Origin of the sequence: Vibrio sp. T9 (assembly GCF_003123985.1) — a bacterium.
GTDB lineage: Bacteria > Pseudomonadota > Gammaproteobacteria > Enterobacterales > Vibrionaceae > Vibrio > Vibrio diabolicus.
Genome location: NZ_NIGY01000015.1, coordinates 1 through 19857, shown reverse-complemented (window position 1 = coordinate 19857; position 19857 = coordinate 1). Strand labels below are relative to the sequence as shown.

Annotated in this window: 18 protein-coding genes and 1 rRNA gene; 10 read left to right on the top strand and 9 right to left on the bottom strand. The window is 46.2% G+C overall.

The genetic code is table 11. The features are described from left to right. Nucleotides 1–230: 230 nt before the first annotated feature. Nucleotides 231–647: a GreA/GreB family elongation factor gene (locus tag CBX98_RS22655; protein ID WP_012841260.1), complete on the top strand. Its 417-nt coding sequence runs from the start codon at nt 231–233 to the stop codon at nt 645–647. Between the two features lie 532 nt (nt 648–1179). Beyond that, a complete protein-coding gene (locus tag CBX98_RS22645) occupies nt 1180–1617 on the top strand; it encodes an Hsp20 family protein (RefSeq protein ID WP_005394114.1) in 438 nt (145 codons plus the stop codon). Between the two features lie 84 nt (nt 1618–1701). Here CBX98_RS22645 and CBX98_RS22640 read toward each other — a convergent pair whose 3' ends face one another. From CBX98_RS22640 to CBX98_RS26310, 5 genes are all read right to left on the bottom strand, one after another. Continuing rightward, nucleotides 1702–2955 (bottom strand): valine--pyruvate transaminase, encoded by a 1254-nt coding sequence (locus CBX98_RS22640; protein ID WP_109170322.1) that lies wholly within the window; start codon nt 2953–2955, stop codon nt 1702–1704. A gap of 221 nt (nt 2956–3176) precedes the next feature. Next, complete coding sequence (locus CBX98_RS22635) at nt 3177–5261, bottom strand: alpha-amylase (protein ID WP_109170321.1); 2085 nt, start codon at nt 5259–5261, stop codon at nt 3177–3179. A 216-nt stretch (nt 5262–5477) separates the two neighbouring features. Continuing rightward, nucleotides 5478–7544 (bottom strand): glycine--tRNA ligase subunit beta, encoded by a 2067-nt coding sequence (gene glyS, locus CBX98_RS22630; RefSeq protein ID WP_005394119.1) that lies wholly within the window; start codon nt 7542–7544, stop codon nt 5478–5480. Between the two features lie 12 nt (nt 7545–7556). Then, a complete protein-coding gene (glyQ, locus tag CBX98_RS22625; protein WP_006743179.1) occupies nt 7557–8474 on the bottom strand; it encodes a glycine--tRNA ligase subunit alpha in 918 nt (305 codons plus the stop codon). 178 nt (nt 8475–8652) lie between these two features. Further along, nucleotides 8653–8796: a hypothetical protein gene (locus CBX98_RS26310; RefSeq protein WP_012841258.1), complete on the bottom strand. Its 144-nt coding sequence runs from the start codon at nt 8794–8796 to the stop codon at nt 8653–8655. A 162-nt stretch (nt 8797–8958) separates the two neighbouring features. On the opposite strand from CBX98_RS26310, the gene CBX98_RS22620 reads away from it, so the two are divergent. Next, a complete protein-coding gene (locus tag CBX98_RS22620; RefSeq protein ID WP_012841256.1) occupies nt 8959–9513 on the top strand; it encodes a TMEM165/GDT1 family protein in 555 nt (184 codons plus the stop codon). Between the two features lie 206 nt (nt 9514–9719). Then, nucleotides 9720–9980 carry a hypothetical protein gene (locus tag CBX98_RS22615; protein ID WP_031780377.1) on the top strand — a complete coding sequence of 87 codons (261 nt, stop codon included), beginning with the start codon at nt 9720–9722 and terminating at the stop codon, nt 9978–9980. Nucleotides 9981–10022: 42 nt separating this feature from the next. Here the strand turns inward: CBX98_RS22615 and tusA are convergent, their stop codons facing one another. Continuing rightward, on the bottom strand, nt 10023–10271 hold the full coding sequence (tusA, locus tag CBX98_RS22610) for a sulfurtransferase TusA (protein WP_005394130.1): 249 nt from the start codon (nt 10269–10271) through the stop codon (nt 10023–10025). A gap of 133 nt (nt 10272–10404) precedes the next feature. On the opposite strand from tusA, the gene CBX98_RS22605 reads away from it, so the two are divergent. Continuing rightward, the gene (locus CBX98_RS22605; protein ID WP_046874581.1) at nt 10405–10587 is read left to right on the top strand and encodes a hypothetical protein; all 183 of its coding nucleotides are present in this window, start codon (nt 10405–10407) and stop codon (nt 10585–10587) included. Between the two features lie 166 nt (nt 10588–10753). Beyond that, the gene (locus CBX98_RS22600; protein WP_109170320.1) at nt 10754–11698 is read left to right on the top strand and encodes a LysR family transcriptional regulator; all 945 of its coding nucleotides are present in this window, start codon (nt 10754–10756) and stop codon (nt 11696–11698) included. Nucleotides 11699–11749: 51 nt separating this feature from the next. On the opposite strand, the gene CBX98_RS22595 is transcribed toward CBX98_RS22600, so the two are convergent. The 3 genes from CBX98_RS22595 to fadB form a co-directional block, all read right to left on the bottom strand. Beyond that, the gene (locus CBX98_RS22595) at nt 11750–12730 is read right to left on the bottom strand and encodes an MDR family oxidoreductase (protein WP_085344399.1); all 981 of its coding nucleotides are present in this window, start codon (nt 12728–12730) and stop codon (nt 11750–11752) included. A gap of 281 nt (nt 12731–13011) precedes the next feature. After that, nucleotides 13012–14187 (bottom strand): acetyl-CoA C-acyltransferase FadA, encoded by a 1176-nt coding sequence (gene fadA / locus CBX98_RS22590; protein ID WP_006743176.1) that lies wholly within the window; start codon nt 14185–14187, stop codon nt 13012–13014. Between the two features lie 14 nt (nt 14188–14201). Next, entirely contained in the window at nt 14202–16373 is a 2172-nt protein-coding gene (gene fadB / locus CBX98_RS22585) for a fatty acid oxidation complex subunit alpha FadB (protein ID WP_005394137.1), read from the bottom strand. Between the two features lie 261 nt (nt 16374–16634). Here fadB and CBX98_RS22580 point away from each other — a divergent pair, with 261 nt between their 5' ends. From CBX98_RS22580 to CBX98_RS22560, 4 genes are all read left to right on the top strand, one after another. Continuing rightward, nucleotides 16635–17258 carry a YigZ family protein gene (locus CBX98_RS22580; protein WP_005378891.1) on the top strand — a complete coding sequence of 208 codons (624 nt, stop codon included), beginning with the start codon at nt 16635–16637 and terminating at the stop codon, nt 17256–17258. Between the two features lie 46 nt (nt 17259–17304). Then, entirely contained in the window at nt 17305–18762 is a 1458-nt protein-coding gene (locus CBX98_RS22575) for a TrkH family potassium uptake protein (protein ID WP_005378893.1), read from the top strand. Nucleotides 18763–18771: 9 nt separating this feature from the next. After that, complete coding sequence (gene hemG, locus CBX98_RS22570; RefSeq protein WP_109170319.1) at nt 18772–19299, top strand: menaquinone-dependent protoporphyrinogen IX dehydrogenase; 528 nt, start codon at nt 18772–18774, stop codon at nt 19297–19299. 465 nt (nt 19300–19764) lie between these two features. After that, a 16S ribosomal RNA gene (locus tag CBX98_RS22560) occupies nt 19765–19857 on the top strand; the annotation flags it as partial.

Below are 19857 nucleotides of genomic sequence, written 5' to 3'. Positions count from 1 at the left end.
AATAACCTGATCAAGCTTGCCATTTTATTTCTGTTTTCTTTTTTTCTCGCCATTTTGTTCGCTTGGGCGCTTTTGCTTTCTTTTTTCTGCTCGCTATAGTGCTGAAGAGCTGATGAATAAGGAGGTTGAGAAAATGGTGATGACTTTCCTGAACTAAGCCGGAGGTGATGCACTTCCGGTTCAATGCACTGAATTTATTTGTAAGACAAGGCATTAAGAAGGAAATAATCATGTTTGAACGCTGGTTCTCGGCGTACTGTTTGGCGCTGCGAACTTGGTGGTTAACCAGTCGCTTTTTAACCTATCAATCACCACTAAGGTTGTTGTCACTCTTTGAAACTTACGAGCAACAAGCCCATTGCCGTAACCGAGCTCGTATTGCGGTTGGGGATACGGTTCGCTTAGTGGATGTTGAGCGTGCTTATCAATATCGCATGACGTTAGTCAACTCGCACAAGAGCCAACCGATGACAGGTATGCTCGCAGTCGATTCTTATTTGGGATCCCGTTTATTAGGGCGAGCTAAAAATGATGCGTTCGAAATAGAAATTTTTAATCAGCGACGCTGCTTTGTGATTACTGAAATTGTTCATCAATCGCAGCCACCAGCGCAGAAAATGCTGTGTGGCTGTCTGTTGTGTCAATAAATAGAGGTGAAGTCATGAGTAAGAAAGACAAGAAACAACCACAGTTGAGTCTGAAAGAAAAGCGTAAGTTAAAACAGGAAAATGCGGCAGAAAAGAGCGTTGTAAAAGCGCGTAAATCCTCCCGCAAGTAGAGTGCAGATTAAGCCCACCAGAAAGGTGGGCTTTTTAATACCGATCGCAAAGCGAGGGTAAACAGACCTTTCTGGGGAGATAGCGAGCGCACTTAAAATTTTTTATTTTTTCCCTTGAAAGTCATTTTTGACGACCTTATATCTAGTTGTGAAGAGGATGACTGGCTTGCTAGAGACTAGAAGACAGCCCTCTGGAATCGCTAAAACGAGATCGCTCAAAAGAGGATATGGCGTTTTAGCACACAACTTAAACCTTTAGATTTCCTATCATGTCTCCGAGCCAAATGATGGCCTGCGGAATGATAAGAATCTCTTAGCTCGGCGTTGGTTTTTGCATAAACACGCCTGTGAGATGAAGGTCATCTGAGCTAAGACTATTGCTTAATTAAGAGGATAGATTTATGCGTAACGTAGATTTCTCACCACTATACCGTAATGCAATTGGCTTTGATCGTCTGCTAAACCTGATGGAAGCGAATACAGCGAAAAATACTTCTGGCGGTTACCCTCCGTACAACATTGAGCAAAAAGACGAGCATAACTACCGTATTACTATGGCAGTTGCTGGCTTCTCTGAAGACCAACTCGATCTGACTCAAAACGAAAACATGTTGATTGTGAAGGGCGAACGCAAAGCAGAAGAAGGCAAAAACTACGTGTACCAAGGCATTGCAGAGCGCGACTTTGAACGTAAATTCCAGCTAGCGGATTACGTCAAAGTGACAGGCGCATCAATGGAAAACGGCTTATTACATATTGATTTGGTTCGTGAAATTCCAGAAGCAATGCAACCACGTAAAATTGCTATCGGCAGCAACAACCTGCTAGAAAATAACTAATCAGCAAGTAATTTGCTTATAGAGTGAGAAAGAGCGCCGGTTGGCGCTCTTTTTAATTGGAGTAGCCGAAGCGATTGCTTCGTATTACAGACCTTGCTGGTAAGCCTTTTCAACTTCTTCCGCTATAATCGCAATCCCTTTCTGCATCATCTCATCGTCTTGAACGTAGTTCATGCGTAAGCACTGATGAGCGTGGTCCCATTCGTCTTTCTGGCCAATAAAGAAGTATTCACCCGGGACTATCAATACACCAAGCGCTTTCAAGCGTTGGTACAGTTCCATTGTTGTTATTGGCAGTTCATCAAACCATAACCACAAGAAGATAGCGCCTTCCGGTTTGTGAATACGGAAGCGCTCATCGGTAATCGCTTCTTGCAGCAGTTCAACCGCACGTTGCGATTTCTGCTTGTAAAACGGCTTAATCACCTCTGAACTCAGTTTAAGCAGGTCGCCTTTAGCGATGATGTGGTTTGCCAGCGCTGGACCCACACTGCCTGGCGCTAAGCTGATGATGCCGTTCATATTGGTTAACGCTTGAGTGATTTCTTCACTCGCAATTACAATCCCACATCGCACACCCGGCAAGCCAAGTTTAGATAAGCTCATGCACAAGATGGTGTTTTCATTCCAGAATGGTTCGACATCTTCAAAAATGATGTTCGGGAATGGCAAGCCGTACGCATTGTCGATGATCAGTGGGATGTTGTTCTCGCGCGCCAATTTGTCCAGTTTACGCACTTCTTCGTCAGTTAGTACGTTTCCTGTTGGGTTGGTTGGGCGAGATGCGCAGATTGCCGCAACAGAATCGTCGACGGTGAGCTGTTCAAAATCGACGTGGTATTTAAACAATCCGTTATCTAACAGCTCGATTTCTGGGTGGTAAGAGACAAAAATATCTTCATCAATGCCAGCATCACCATAGCCGATGTACTCAGGCGCGATAGGCAGTAGCACCTTCTTATGCGAACCGTCTGGCTGTTTACCTGCGAGTAAGTTGAACAAGTAGAAGAAGCCACTTTGGCTGCCGTTAGTTAGGCTGATGTTCTTCTCTGAAATGTCCCAACCGTAAGTTTCACGGAATAACTGAGCCAGCGCTTTCACGAACGCGTCTTTACCCTGTGGCCCATCGTAGTTGGCTAGGGCGGCGACGAGTTCGCCACTGGCGAGCATTTCCTCACTGGCTTGGTGAAAGTAATCGAGCATGGCAGGAATGGCGGCTGGGTTACCTCCACCGAGCATGATGGCACCTGGTGTGCGCAGACCATCATTCAAATCGTCCATTAACTGCGTGATACCTGAATACTGATTAAATTTTTCACCAAACTTTGAGAACTGCATGCTGACTGATACCTAATTCATTGTGATTGCTTATGTGTATTGAATGCTGATGAAACATCAGCTTATAGAGTAATACTTGACCTTACCCTAATGTTATTACGACGCAAAGTGTGAATTTACTCGAAGAAGAAAAAAGTTTGTCATCAGACCAGATGATGGGGATATGAGCAGTGAATAAAAAAGGGAAGCGAAATGCTTCCCTTGCTGGTGGAGTGAATCGGCTATTCGCCAGTGTAGACGATCAGCACTTTGTCGTCGTGGTATTGGCGCTCGAACGCGTAATACCCTTCTTGATTGCGAGTGATGTGTTTGCCTTGCGCAACCGCTGGGTGGCGTTGACGGAACTCGCCGAGTTTTTGCCAATGTTGCAGCAAGTCTTCACGTTCGCCATGAATCTTATCCCATGGCATATCAGAGCGAGTACCTTGAGTAGGATCGGAGCCAGTCACGCCAAAGTCACGAGCAATCTCATCGCCGTAGTAGATTTGCACTGCACCCGGAGCCAACATCAGTGCATTTGCGGCACGTGCTTGGTCATCGAAGCTGCGGCTGCGTGCCGACCAAAACAGCTGTGTATCGTGTGAAGATAGGTAGCTCAACACGTTGAACTCAGGATCGGAGTTAATACGTTCTGCGTAGCGGCGATAATCGCTATCGAGTTGAGCGAAGCATTTCAGCGCTTTTGGTGCCACATCAGATTGGAACTCGAAGTTGATGATGGAATCGAAGCCGTTATCGAAATACGGGCTCTTCACCACGCTGTGTGCCCATACTTCACCTGTCATCCAAAATGGCAGGTCATCTAGTGCTTTGTCTGGATTGTTTTGCTTCCACTGGGCAAGCGCTTGAGTGGTGCTGGCTTTCAACTCTGCCCACGCTTCCATTTCAACGTGTTTAGCGGTGTCGACGCGGAAGCCATCAATGCCATAGTCACGTACCCAGTCGGATAACCACGTAACCAGATGCTCACGCGGGGTTTGCAGTTCATCTTGCGCATTGGTGTCTTTATTGCGGAAGAAGTTTGGTAGTCCGGTTTTCTGAGTTGATTCGGTTTTGAGATCCGGTAAGTAGTTCAAAGACATGGTGATGTCGTTGTATCCCGGCGCATCGTAATCGCCAATGTCGGTGCGAAGCCAATCTTTGCCCCACCACTTTTCCCACGCTTCGCTATCACCGTATTTGATGTAATCGTTGAAGCTGTGCCAGCTTTGTCCTGATTTTGGCTGCCAGTCGGTCCATTTTTCACCAAGGACTTCTTTGGCTTCTTGGTCATCAAGGTAAAGCTTACCAAAGCCGAATTCCTGCATGTCTGCTAATGTCGCATAACCTGTGTGGTTCATGACCACATCCCAAATCACGCGGATACCTTTCTTATGGGCAGTATCGACGAAGGTTCTGAGTTCATCTTCGGTACCCATGTTGGCATCAAGTTTGGTCCAATCTTGGTGATAGTAGCCGTGGTAGCCATAGTGCTTGAAGTCGCCTTTATCACCGCCGCCAACCCAGCCGTGGATTTGTTCCAGTGGTGAAGTTATCCAGATAGCATTCACACCAAGTGATTCGATGTAATCGAGTTTTTTCGTTAGACCCGCTAAGTCACCACCGTGGAAGGTACCAATCTCATATTTTCCGTCTTTGCTGCGACCGTAGCTGTTGTCGTTGTCTGGGTTGCCATTATAGAAGCGGTCGGTCATGACGAAGTACACCGTCGCGTTGTCCCAACTGAACGGTTTGTCGGCTTGCTGCTCAACCTCTTCTAGTAACAACAGACCTTGGCTCATTGGGCCCGGCTGCATGGTTACGCTGCCATTGGCGACTGCAGCTTGTTGTCCGGTTAAGGCATCACGAACGACAGTGCCATCACTGAAGGTTTGGGCAACGTTGATGGTTTTTGGCGTATCGGTTGCGACAGGGCAAGAGTAGGTAATATCTTGATTCTGTTTGGGTTTGAGCCTAACAGTTAGCTCGTTAGTGGTTGGGTTGAGCGTAAATTGATAGGTGTTGGCTTTGAAGATGCGCAGCGGCATTTGGACATCTGTGGCGCAATTATCCATTTTTAATGGACGATTGAATTTGATGCGGCTTTCTTCTGCCAAAGCAAAGCTACTTCCACAGCTTTGATTACTGTCGGCAATGGTAAAGGTGTAGCTGCCTTTTTCGAGTTTTTGCTCGGCGACAAGTAAGCCTTGTGAGTTTTCCTCAAAAACTGCGGTGTCATCACCAACGCTTAATACGATGGCATTTTCTGGAATCTGGCTGCAGGCGCTCAGTAGACCGATAGAGAGTGCGAGAGTTGTTTTTTTCATTGTGTCCTTCCCCCGAATAAACAGTCCAGTTATAGCAAAACTGTGCCTCTACAATCCGAGCTCTACACCAACAAGTTAAACGCGTCTCACCCTACAAATTTTAGTCTTGTTCACAAAATGAATAATAAGCTTCATCTTCATCGGTTTGAAGGCAACAAAAAAGGGAAGCATCTGCTTCCCTTTACTTATCTCTTAATCACTTCGAAGAGTAATGAATTACTTTTGAAGGACAGAGATATCTGCGACCTGTAAGAACAGGTTACGCAGGTTGTTCAGCAATGTCAGACGGTTCTTCTTAAGTGCTTCGTCGTCTGCCATTACCATTACGTTATCGAAGAATGCATCTACTGGCTCACGTAGATCTGCTAGCTTGCTTAGGGCTTCTTGGTAGTTACCGGTCGCAAATGCAGGCTCTAGTGCTTCAGTCATGACTTCAACGCTTTCTGCTAGTGCTTTCTCTGCGTCTTCTTGTAGCAATGCTAGGTCAATTTCTTCTGCTAGTTCGCCGTCGAATTTCGCTAGGATGTTACCTACACGCTTGTTCGCTGCTGCTAGAGACTCAGCTGCTTCTAGTTCACGGAAGTGAGAAACCGCTTTAACACGTTGGTCAAAGTCTGCTGGTTTAGTTGGACGACGCGCTAGTACCGCTTGAATGATGTCTACGCTGAAGCCTTCGTCTTGGTACCAAGCACGGAAACGACCAAGCATGAACTCGATAACGTCTTGTTCAACGTTGTCGTTGGTTAGGCGGTCGCCGAACAGTGACTTCGCTTTCGCAACTAGGTCAACAAGATCTAGGTTGTAGCCGTATTCAACGATGATACGCAGTACACCTAGCGATGCGCGGCGTAGTGCGAATGGATCAGAACCTTTAGGTGCTTGACCAATACCGAAGATACCGACGATAGTGTCTAGTTTGTCTGCCATTGCTACAGCTGTTGAAACGCCGTTTGATGGCAGTTCATCACCTGCGAAACGAGGCATGTATTGCTCGTTCAGTGCGACTGCAACTTCTTCTGCTTCACCGTCGTGGCGCGCGTAGTGCATACCCATCACACCTTGAGTATCCGTAAATTCGAATACCATTGAGGTCATTAGGTCACATTTTGCTAGTAGACCAGCACGCTTTGATTTCTCAACGTCAGCACCAATTTGCTCCGCAATGTAGCCAGCAAGTTCTGTGATGCGGTCGGTTTTGTCTTTGATCGTACCCAGTTGCTTTTGGAAGATCGCTTGCTCTAGTTCAGGCAGACGGTCGATAAGCGGACGCTTACGGTCTGTGTTGAAGAAGAACTCTGCGTCAGCAAGACGAGGACGAACCACTTTCTCGTTACCTTCGATTACGTAACGAGGCTCTTTTGATTCGATGTTCGATACGAAGATGAAGTTAGGTAGTAGCTTCTTGTTTTCGTCGTAAACAGGGAAGTACTTCTGGTCACCTTTCATGGTGTAAACCAACGCTTCAGAAGGCACTTTTAGAAACTCTTCTTCGAACTTCGCTGTTAGTACTACAGGCCATTCAACCAGAGACGTTACTTCTTCTACTAGGTCATCTTCTAGATCAGCGATACCGCCAACTTCGGCTGCCGCTTTTTGTGCGTCAGCTAGGATGATGGCTTTACGTGCTTCGTAATCAGCCATAACTTTACCGCGCTCTTCTAGGATTGCAGGGTATTGCTCAGCAGAATCGATAGTGAACTCTTGCTCACCCATGAAGCGGTGACCACGGATAGTGCGGTCAGAAGCGACACCAAGGATCTCGCCTTCGATTAGGTCGCTGCCCATCAGCATGGTTAGCGTCTTAACTGGACGGATAAATTGAGTCGTTTTGTTACCCCAGCGCATTGGTTTTGCGATAGGTAGGTTTGCTAGTGCTTTCGCTGCAAGTTCAACGACGATCTCAGACGTTGGCTGACCTTTCACTTCTTGTTTGAACAGTAGCCATTCACCTTTATCTGTAACCATGCGCTCTGCTTGGTCAACAGAAATACCACAACCGCGTGCCCAGCCTTGAGCCGCTTTGGTTGGGTTGCCTTCCGCGTCAAACGCTGCAGAAACCGCAGGGCCACGTTTTTCAACGATTTTGTCTGATTGGCTTTCTGCTAGTGCCGCGACTTTAAGTGCAAGACGACGAGGAGCCGCAAACCATTTCACGCCTTCGTGAGCAAGCTCAGCGCTTTTTAGTTCTGCTTCGAAGTTTGCTGCGAATGCTTCAGCTAGCGTACGAAGTTGCGTTGGTGGTAGCTCTTCTGTACCTAGCTCGATTAGAAATTCTTTTGCCATGTTCTCTACCCCTTACGCTTGTTCTTTCTTACACATTGGGAAGCCAAGAGCTTCACGCGATGCGTAGTATGCTTCTGCTACTGACTTAGTCAGATCGCGAATGCGCAGGATGTAACGCTGACGCTCAGTTACTGAGATCGCTTTACGCGCGTCTAGTAGGTTGAATGCGTGACCTGCTTTTAGGATGCGCTCGTAAGCAGGTAATGGCAGTGGCTTTTCAAGCTCAAGCAACTCTTTACACTCTTTCTCACACTGCTCGAAGAAACCAAATAGGAATTCAACGTCTGCGTGCTCGAAGTTGTAAGTCGATTGCTCTACTTCGTTTTGGTGGAAGATATCACCGTAAGTCACCTTGCTGCCGTCTGGCGCGATGTTCCAAGTTAGGTCGTAAACAGAGTCTACTTCTTGGATGTACATTGCTAGACGTTCGATACCGTAAGTGATCTCACCAGTGACTGGTTTACACTCAAGGCCGCCAACTTGTTGGAAGTAAGTAAACTGAGTCACTTCCATGCCGTTTAGCCAAACTTCCCAGCCTAGACCCCATGCGCCTAGTGTTGGGTTTTCCCAGTTGTCTTCTACGAAACGGATGTCGTGTACAAGAGGGTCAATACCAAGAACTTCAAGGGAGCCAAGGTACAACTCTTGAATATTGTCAGGCGATGGTTTTAGCGCTACTTGGAATTGGTAGTAGTGCTGAAGACGGTTAGGGTTTTCACCGTAACGGCCATCAGTAGGACGACGTGAAGGTTGTACGTAAGCTGTCGACATTGGCTCTGGGCCAAGCGCTCGTAGACAGGTCATTGGGTGAGAGGTACCCGCACCCACTTCCATATCTAGCGGTTGAACAATGGTACAACCATTTTGAGCCCAATAATCCTGCAGCGCGAGGATCATTCCCTGGAAGGTTTTGATATCGTATTTTTGCATAAGTCAGGTTCGCGCGATTCTCTTGTTACTCGTTAATTCGTCATCTATGCCGAGTTTTTCAACTCTAACAACGGCGATAAAGAGTAATTACGGTTGAATAAATTAACAATCTAGTATAACCAGATATTGAGCATGGGAGTAGAGCTAATCTTGATTAATTCGTGGGCGATTTTCTCCTTTAATGAATTTTTACCGCGTTATCTGCTGTATTTTTCTTAAAAGGGAGTTTTTGCCTGCTTTGGCTCTTGAGAAGCGCAACAAAGGTGGCTAGAATTGCGCCTGTCTTTGGGGAGTAGCTTACCTGATGAAGTTTCTGTTTCATCTGGTTCGTCCGTCAACATAATTGGTGCAAAATCACCATGGCGTTCGAGACTTGAAGCCTTTCAAGTTTAGCAAGACCTTAGACAAATCATCACGAACCGGGGTAGGGGCGTGAGGTTTGTCTTTGGTTAAATATAATAATCCCTGCCCCAATGAGCATGTCGTGAGCGTTTTAGCTATTTCAATTACTACTGTAGCGTTAGCAGAAATTGGCGATAAGACCCAATTGCTATCTCTATTACTCGCAAGTCGTTACCGCAAACCAATCCCAATTATTGCAGCAATCTTTTTGGCAACCATTGCCAACCACGCTTTGGCTGCATGGTTAGGTGTGGTTGTCGCTGACTATTTATCACCTGATATTTTAAAGTGGGTGCTGGTGGTCAGTTTTGTCGCGATGGCGGCTTGGGTGTTGATTCCTGATAAGTTGGATGATGACGAACAGATTTCAAACCGAGGTCCTTTCATTGCCAGCTTTATTGCTTTCTTTGTGGCTGAGATTGGTGATAAAACTCAGATCGCCACTTCTATCCTAGGCGCGCAATACGCGGATGCGCTGAGTTGGGTCATACTTGGCACGACCATTGGTATGTTGTTGGCTAATGTGCCTGTGGTGTTAATTGGTAAGCTTTCAGCAGACAAGATGCCCCTGGGGTTGATTCGTAAAGTCACCGCTATTTTGTTCGTGTTGTTGGCGATTGGTGCGGCCTTCTTTTAATGTTTTTAGGCGGATAACGCAGCCTGAAAATGGAAAATGTTATCCGCGAACAATCGTTAAAATGATGCAAATAATCAATAACTAGCGAATTAGTGGCGTAGCTCAAACTCTGACTTAAAATCGCTCCGTAGCGTGACGGATGACATATTAGTGTCATACTTGTCATGGTAGTTTAATGGTGTGAATGATAGCGAGAGGGCAAGTTTATGCTTACACGTTACATGGGGATGACCCCAAAGAGTCAGAGTTATTTATTCACCTTTGGTTTGGCGCTGTGCTTGTTAGCGATGGTACTGACTGATATGTGGTTGCCGATTGTGGCAGGATCGTTCGTTCTTACTGGATTAACAGTAGAGGCGTGGATTCGCGTAGCCCACATCATTCCTATGCATGAAGAGATGCGGGCAATGAAAAAACAACTCAACAAGCTCCAATCAGAAGTTCGCACACTCGAATACGATGAATAAACAAACGGCAGCCAATCGGCTGCCGTTTTTAATTCGACCAGATTATTCCAATCCTTTCTTGATCAGGTACTGATACGGAACTTGCTCCGTTTGTGCTGCAATTAATTGGTGATCCATAAAACGGCAGAAACTCGGAATGTCTCGAGTCGTGGATGGGTCATCTGCTTTGACCAGCAAAATCTCACCATCTTGCATGTTGCGAATTGTCTTCCTGACCATCATCACTGGCTCTGGGCAGCGCAGTCCTTCCGCCTCTAATGTCTTTGTTGCCAGTTCAGGATTAAAGCTCATAGTGTGATTCTCGTAACTAACTTAGCGGTGAATTCTACGTTCGTTGAAAAAATATTCAATAACCACTTGGCAAACGGAATTTTTTGTTTTACCTTAAATTAACAATTTGGTAACAACTGGCAAGGGAGAGGCAATGTTAACAGCGTTAGACAGACTTACGATTTACTCCGTACTGTGTTTTATCTCGTTTTGTGCTTTGGTACTCAGAACGCCAGCTGACACCTCTTTGATGCCTCTTGTAGGCATGATTGCCACTATTATTGGGATTTGGATCGAGATGCGCAAATGGTCAGGTGCATCTGAGCAAGAAAATTAGCGCTTTTTGCTCCGATCAGAATACTTTAATAACGCTCACCTATTTTTACCGACACTTCATTCCGACACTATCCCCATTTTTCTTGGGCTTCCCCGCTGAAAGGCGGGATTTTTTTTGTCTGAAGAGTACAATTTACCCAAACACATACAAAATAAGTGGCTAATTCGTGGAACTGGAAGACATCTATCGCCGAGATTTAAATTTACTGGTTGCGTTGCGAGTACTGATAGAAGAAAACAGTGTCAGTAAGGCGGCAACACGTCTGAATTTGAGTCAATCGGCAATGAGTCGTGTGTTAGGGCGATTACGCGATCTGCTTGGCGATCCGCTGTTTACGCGCCAAGGTCAGCACTTGATCCCAACCCAAAAAGCGCTAGAAATTGATCGCTCTTTAGGCGAGCCATTAGAGTCTTTACGTCAGTTGTTATCTCCGGTTGAGTTTGACCCATTGCAATGCGTACAGACTTTCAACATCGTGACCACAGACTATGCCATGCAAACGATCTTACCGTTCGCTTTGCCGAGAATTTACCAAGAAGCGCCAAACGTGTCTTTTAACTTCTTACCACTGCAACACGACCGTTTATCAGATCAGCTCACTTATGAAGGTGCAGACTTAGCGATTTGTCGCCCGACAGGTCCGGTGGAGCCGCTACGCAGTGAAGTGTTGGGGCGAGTGGGGGTGCTGTGTATGCTTTCAAAACAGCATCCATTAGCGGATAAAGAAATGAGCTTGGATGATTATCTGAGTCATCCACATGCCATGATCGCCATCAGTGATGGTGTTAAGGCACTGATCGAACAAGCTTTGATGGAGAAACCTAAGCGTAAAATGGTTCTGCGGGCTTATCATTTAGAAGCCGCATTGGCGATCATGGATACCTTGCCAATTATCATCACAGTGCCAGCGGACTTGGCGTATCTGGTTGCCGAGCGTTATGACTTGGTGGTGAAACCATTACCATTCCAATTTACTCCATTTGAATACTCGATGATTTGGCATGCGCGTTGCGAGCATTCTCCTGCTCAAGAATGGTTAAGAACGATTGTGCGTGAAGAATGTAGCCGTCTAATAGCTAAGCGTATCAAAGATATGGGACTAAACTGCTAACAAAAAGAGCCAGTAATACCGGCTCTTCGTCTGTTTACGCTGAGTCAGTGTTTATAGCTTGATAACTACACGACCTGTTACTTGACCGTTGGTGATGTCTTCTGCGTATTTTGGTGCTTCTGCTAGTTCTACTTCAGTACATGCTTGCTCGAAATAGCTGTCTGGTAGTAGTTCAACCAGTTTTTCCCATGCTGCGATGCGTTTCTCTGTTGGACACATTACTGAGTCCACACCTTGTAGACGAACGTTACGTAGGATGAACGGCATCACTGTAGTTGGTAGATCAAAACCACCTGCAAGACCACAAGCGGCGACTGCACTGTTGTAATCCATTTGCGCTAGTACTTTTGCTAGTACTTTGCTGCCGACGGTATCTACCGCACCTGCCCATACTTGCTTTTCAAGTGGACGTGCTGGTTCCTCAAATTCAGTACGGTCGATGATGCGGCTAGCACCTAGTTTTTCAAGTAGCGGGCCGTTTGTCTCTACACGTCCTGTCACTGCAGCAACTTTGTAGCCAAGCTGTGCTAGGAGCGTTACTGCAACCGAGCCTACGCCGCCACTTGCGCCCGTTACTAGGATTTCACCAGCTTCAGGTTTGATGCCAGCATCAAGCAGTGCTTGAACACATAGCATACCAGTGAAGCCAGCAGTACCAACCATCATTGCTTTTTTGCTGTCTAGACCTTTTGGTAGTGGCACTAGCCAATCCGCTTTTAGACGAGCACGTTGAGCCATGCCACCCCAATGGTTTTCACCCACGCCCCAGCCAGTTAAGACCACTTTGTCACCAGCTTGGTAACGCGAATCTTCAGAACTTACAACCGTACCCGCTAGATCAATGCCAGGTACCATCGGGAAGTTACGGATGATTTTACCTTTACCTGTGATCGCCAAACCATCTTTGTAATTCAACGATGAGTAATCGACTTCAACCAGAACGTCACCTTCCGGCAGTTGTGTTTCATCGATTTGCTCGATACTAGCGATAGTGCGTTTGTCTTCTTGGTTTAGAACTAGAGCATTAAACATAAGGTTCTCCGAAATTGCGTTAGCGTGACTCAGTTGCCACATACAGCAAGATATTAACTGTCTATAAGTCTATGTCTTCTCTATCTATGAATAAAATGAAAGTTACTCATTTCATGTATGCTTCGTATGCATATTTACTGTGTTTGGCGTAAAACAAAGGGCGACATCTGATGTCGCCCTTAAGTGTAATACTAAATTATTTTAGTATTTATTCATTTCATGCTGGTTGTTGAGTAGATCACTACGACCATCGTCGTTTTGAGCCTACTTCACCCCAAGCGTTAAGGCCTCTCAAATACGGTCGCTATACCCTGACCCAAACCGATACACATAGTGGCTAGACCATATTTCGCATCTTTCGCTTCCATTAGGTTGATCAACGTTGTTGAGATGCGTGAACCAGAACAGCCTAGTGGATGACCCAATGCTATCGCACCACCGTTAAGGTTGACCTTCTCATCCATAACATCAAGCAGGCCTAAGTCTTTAGCACACGGCAGAGACTGCGCTGCAAATGCTTCGTTTAGCTCAACCACATCCATGTCTTCAATTGAAAGACCGGCACGCTTGAGCGCTTTTTTCGTCGCAGGTACAGGACCGTAACCCATAATAGAAGGATCGCAGCCCGCAATGGCCATGCCTTTAATACGTGCACGAATCTTCAAGCCAAGCTCATTGGCTTTCTCTTCACTCATGATCAACATCGCTGATGCACCATCGGACAGCGCCGATGAAGTACCGGCTGTTACTGTACCGTTTGCAGGGTCGAACACTGGGCGAAGTTGAGATAGACCTTCAACGGATGTTTCAGGGCGAATCACTTCATCATAGTCGAGAGTAAACAGTGTACCGTCAGCCGCATGGCCTTCAATTGGTAGGATTTCGTTTTTAAAGCGACCCTCTACGGTTGCTGCGTGCGCACGAGCGTGAGAGCGCGCGGCAAACTCGTCTTGTTGCTCACGGCTAATGCCATGTAATTTACCAAGCATTTCAGCCGTTAAGCCCATCATGCCCGCAGCTTTTGCTACGTTCTTTGACATACCAGGGTGAAAGTCTACCCCGTGGTTCATCGGCACATGCCCCATGTGCTCAACGCCACCAATTAGGCAGATTTCAGCATCGCCAGTCATGATCGCACGTGTACCGTCATGCAGCGCTTGCATGGATGAGCCACACAAACGGTTAACCGTCACAGCGCCAATTTCAATCGGCAGGCCCGCGAGTAGCGCGGCATTACGTGCAACGTTAAAGCCTTGCTCTAGTGTTTGCTGTACACAACCCCAGTAGATGTCTTCAATCTCGCTTGGGTTCACTTGTGGGTTACGTGCAAGAATGCCTTTCATTAGACGCGCAGATAGATCTTCTGCTCGTGTATGACGGAAAGCACCACCTTTAGAGCGACCCATTGGAGTACGTAGACAATCGACTACGACAACATTTCTTGTTTGATTAGTCATTTTAGAATCCCTCCTTAGATAGAACCTTGCTGTTGTGCACCGTAAAAGCTTTCACCTTTCGCCGCCATATCAATCAGCATTTGCGGTACTTGGTACATCGCACCTAGCTCGGCGTGTTGTTTTGCCATTTCAACGTATTCAGCAATACCCACGCTGTCTAGGTAGCGGAATACGCCACCGCGGAATGGAGGGAAACCAAGACCATAAACCAATGCCATGTCTGCTTCCTGCGGAGTAGCGATGATGCCTTCTTGAAGGCACAGCACCACTTCGTTGATCATTGGAATCATCATACGTTGAATGATGGTCTCATCGTCAAAGTCATGCTTATCGGCACAAACGTCAGCAAGTACTGGTAAGATCGCTTCTGAGAAGGTTTTCTTCGGCTTACCTTTTTTATCTATGGTGTAGCTGTAGAAGCCATTACCATTTTTCTGACCATATTTGTCTGCTTCGAATAGTGCATCAATCGCATCACGACCTTGTTTACCCATACGCTCAGGGAAACCCTCTGCCATCACAGCTTGTGCGTGGTGCGCGGTATCAATGCCGACTACATCAAGCAAGTACGCCGGTCCCATCGGCCAGCCAAACTTACGCTCCATGACTTTGTCGATTTTCGTAAAGTCAGCACCATCACGAAGTAGCATGCTGAAGCCGCCAAAGTATGGGAACAATACGCGGTTAACGAAGAACCCCGGGCAGTCATTAACGACAATTGGTGATTTGCCCATTTTCGCAGCATACGCCACAACACGATTGATGGTTTCATCAGAGGTGTGCTCACCACGGATGATCTCAACAAGAGGCATACGATGCACTGGGTTGAAGAAGTGCATACCACAGAAGTTTTCTGGGCGTTTTAGTGATTTGGCCAATAGGTTGATAGGAATCGTCGAGGTGTTTGAGGTGATAACGGTGTCGTCACCGACATGGGACTCAACTTCACTCAAAACTGCTGCTTTTACTTTCGGGTTTTCAACGACAGCTTCAACAATCACATCAGAGTTTTCAATACCTGCGTAATGTAGGCTCGGTGTGATTGACGCTAAAATACCCGCCATCTTAAAGCCATCAATGCGACCGCGAGATAAGCGTTTATTCAGCAGCTTAGATGCTTCAGTCATGCCTAGGTCGAGCGACGCTTGTGCGATGTCTTTCATTAAGACAGGCACACCTTTTAGCGCTGATTGGTAAGCAATGCCGCCACCCATGATACCTGCACCTAATACGGCTGCACGTTGCGTGTCTTTACTTGCTGACTTCGCTGCTTTTTTCGCAATGCCTTTGATGTATTGATCGTTAAGGAATAGGCCAACCAGTGATTTTGCTTCTTCCGATTTAGCTAATTTCACGAAGTGCTTACGTTCAATGTCTAACGCTTCATTACGTGCAAAGCGAGCACCTTCTTCAATCGTGATAACGGCTGTCATTGGGGCAGGGTAGTGAGGGCCAGCTTTCTGTGCCACTAGACCTTTCGCCATGGTGAAGCTCATCATCGATTCTAGCTTACTCAGCGTTAGAGGAGATGTTTTCTGTGCTCGGCGTGCTTGCCAGTCAAGTTTCTCATTAATTGCAGAGTTAAGAGTTTGTAGTGCCGATTCGTATAAAGCATCAGTCTCTACAACAGCATCGAGTAAGCCAATTTTCAATGCTTCATCAGCTCGGCATGCTTTACCTTGGGTGATGATTTCCATTGCGCTGTCTGCGCCAATAACGCGAGGTAAGCGTACACAACCACCAAAGCCCGGCATGATTCCCAGTTTCGTTTCTGGTAGGCCGATGCTGGTGGTTTTGTCACCAATACGCATGTCTGTTGCTAGCACACATTCACAACCGCCACCAAGAGCGTGGCCTTTGATCACCGAGATGGTCGGAACGGGTAAGTCTTCTAATTTGTTAAAGATGCTGTTAGCAAATTGCAGCCATTGGTCGAGCTCGGCATCCGTTTTAGCAAACAGACCTAAAAACTCGGTAATGTCTGCGCCTACAATGAATGCGTCTTTATCTGAAGTGAGCAACAACCCCTTGAGGCCTTGATGGGCAATGAGCGCATCAAGAGCTTTATCTAGCGATTCCAATGTCGCTAGGTCGAGTTTGTTGACGGATTTTGGAGAGCAGAAGCTTAGCTCTGCAATACCATCTTGTATTTCCTTTACCTGTAGGGTTTCGGCTTGGTAAATCATTGTCTATCTCCATGACATACAATCGTGGATTGTCTGTATACCTATTTCAACGACGCCGTGTACCTCGGCAAATAGGTATCGAGGAAGTCGTTTTATTTTTGTTCTGGTTTGACCAGTAAAGTTAGTTTGGATCGTGGATTGTCTAATTTCAATACATTTTTTAAACAAGTGTTTAACATTGTGCGCTGTGGCAGATCTTATGCGACGGGTAAATCACACTCGTGATAGACTTCAGGCAAATAGACCTGAATCCATAATCCTATGAATGACAAGCCTTATCTGATTCCAGCAGAGCCCGCTCAATTTGAAGAAGAAATTAAAAAGAGCGTCTTCATTACTTATTTGGCACACACGCCAAGTATCGAAGCAGCAAAAGCATTTGTTGATCAAATCAAAGCTAAACACGCTGATGCCAGACATAACTGTTGGGGCTTTGTTGCTGGCCGCCCGGAAGATTCAATGAAATGGGGCTTTAGTGATGATGGGGAGCCATCCGGAACTGCAGGCAAACCGATCCTGGCGCAGCTGTCTGGATCTGGGGTGGGGGAGATCACGGCAGTGGTCACGCGATACTCTGGTGGAATCAAGTTAGGTACAGGCGGCTTGGTTAAAGCGTATGGGGGTGGGGTACAACAAGCGCTCAAGCTGCTTCAAACTATTGAGAAAAAAATAACCACAAAGCTCAGACTAACGTTAGACTATGGGTTTATGCCGATCGCACAGTCAATCATGCCGCAATTTGGTGCGATAGAAGTCGAGGCTGAATACAGCGATCAGGTGGTATTAGTGGTGGAAATTGAGCTTCGAGAAGTGAGCGCGTTTACCCAAGCAATCATCAATAAAAGCGGGGCAAAGGCAATTGTCACTCCGCTAGACGGACAATAATGAAAAACAGGAAGCAACAGGGACAGCTTCGCTAGTCAATTTATCCATGCAATTTCGTTCAATTATTCGAATCGTCGGGCTACTGCTCGCACTCTTTAGTGTCACTATGCTTGCGCCAGCACTCGTTGCGCTGATCTATCGAGATGGTGCAGGTGTGCCTTTTGTCACGACATTTTTTGTTCTGCTGTTTTGTGGGGCCGTTTGTTGGTACCCAAACCGCAGGTATAAGCACGAGCTTAAAGCTCGAGATGGCTTTCTTATTGTCGTTCTGTTCTGGACAGTACTTGGCAGCGCAGGCTCGATCCCCTTTCTAATAGCTGACAACCCGAACGTCTCAGTGACAGATGCGTTTTTTGAATCGTTTTCTGCTCTCACGACGACTGGGGCGACCGTTATTGTTGGTTTGGATGAGTTACCTAAAGCGATTCTATTCTATCGACAGTTACTGCAGTGGTTCGGCGGTATGGGGATCATCGTATTAGCGGTGGCGATTTTGCCAGTACTTGGCATCGGTGGTATGCAGCTTTACCGCGCCGAGATCCCTGGTCCAGTCAAGGATACTAAAGTGACGCCGCGCATAGCAGAAACTGCTAAGGCGCTTTGGTACATCTATTTGAGCCTGACTATCGCCTGTGCTTCGGCTTTTTGGTTAGCTGGTATGACGCCATTTGATGCCATCAGTCACAGCTTTTCCACCATTGCCATTGGTGGCTTCTCTACCCACGATGCCAGCATCGGATACTTTGATAGTTACGCGATTAACCTGATTACGGTGGTTTTTCTGCTTATATCTGCATGTAACTACACGCTGCACTTTGCTGCATTTGCTTCAGGTGGCGTACATCCCAAGTATTACTGGAAAGATCCTGAGTTTCGTGCCTTCTTGTTTATTCAAGTGCTGCTATTTATCATTTGCTTTCTATTATTACTGAAACATCACTCTTACACATCGACATACGATGCTTTCGATCAGGCTCTGTTCCAAACCGTATCAATATCCACAACAGCGGGCTTTACGACAACAGGTTTTGCGGATTGGCCGCTCTTCTTACCTGTGCTGTTATTGTTCTCTTCCTTTATAGGTGGTTGTGCTGGTTCAACAGGCGGCGGTATGAAAGTGATCCGTATCCTGCTTCTTACCTTACAAGGTGCGCGTGAACTAAAACGTTTAGTCCATCCACGCGCGGTTTACACCATCAAAGTAGGTGGCAGTGCCCTACCGCAACGTGTTGTCGATGCGGTTTGGGGTTTCTTCTCCGCATACGCATTGGTATTTGTGGTTTGTATGTTGGGGTTGATTGCAACAGGAATGGATGAGCTTAGTGCGTTCTCGGCGGTGGCTGCGACTCTGAACAACCTCGGTCCTGGCTTGGGAGAAGTGGCGCTTCACTTTGGTGATGTTAACGACAAAGCAAAATGGGTATTAATAGTTTCTATGCTGTTTGGTCGTTTGGAAATCTTTACCTTACTTATTCTACTTACGCCGACGTTTTGGCGTAGCTAAGGGGAAATCGTGGCAAAAGCATTATTTCTATACTCTTCCCGTGAAGGGCAGACTAAAAAAATTCTCCACTATATAGATGAACAACTTCAAGACTTCGATTGTGAGTTGATGGATTTACATAATGTCGAGACGATTGATTTCAGCCAATACGACAGAGTATTGATAGGCGCCTCTATTCGCTATGGCCATCTTAATAAAAAGCTATACCAGTTTATTGATCGAAACCTCAATCAATTGGAGCAAAATAAAGTGGCATTTTTCTGCGTAAACCTAACCGCTCGTAAAGAGGACCAAGGAAAGGATACACCTGAAGGTAGTGCCTACATTCGCAAGTTCCTAATTAAGTCGCCTTGGAAACCAACGTTAATCGGTGTTTTTGCTGGTGCACTTTATTACCCACGTTACAGCTGGTTCGACAGAACTATGATTAGGTTCATTATGTCGATGACAGGTGGCGAAACCGATACGACCAAAGAAGTGGAATACACCAATTGGGAAAAAGTGGCTCTTTTCGCAGATAAATTCAGAGAACTGTAGAAATAACGTGCTCTTTTGACTGCTTTTGATGCAAATTTATCCGAACGATAAAAAAATCAAAAAAAACGAGAAAAAGGGCTTGCCAATGTGATCGCAATCTCTATAATGCCACCTCGCTGACACGGCAACGCTTCGAAAGAAACGAAAGCCAAGTTAGCAAGCCAAATTAGCCAAGCGGAAACGCTTGAAGAAAGTTTGAAGAAAGTTTGAAAAAAGTGATTGACACTAAACTTTAACTCGCTAAAATGGCCGTCCTGTTTTGAGCAAAGCTCAACAGGAAAGCTCTTTAACAATATAGACCTATCAATCTGTGTGGGCACTCGTTGATGATAATCCAATTAGATACTTCGGTATCAAATTAGGTTTCAATGATACGAAGTGACCATTGAATCTTCGGATTCAGCACAGTCAATTCAAACATTACTTTATGTAATGTTCAGTATTCATTGAGCCGAACAAAATCTTAAATTGAAGAGTTTGATCATGGCTCAGATTGAACGCTGGCGGCAGGCCTAACACATGCAAGTCGAGCGGAAACGAGTTATCTGAACCTTCGGG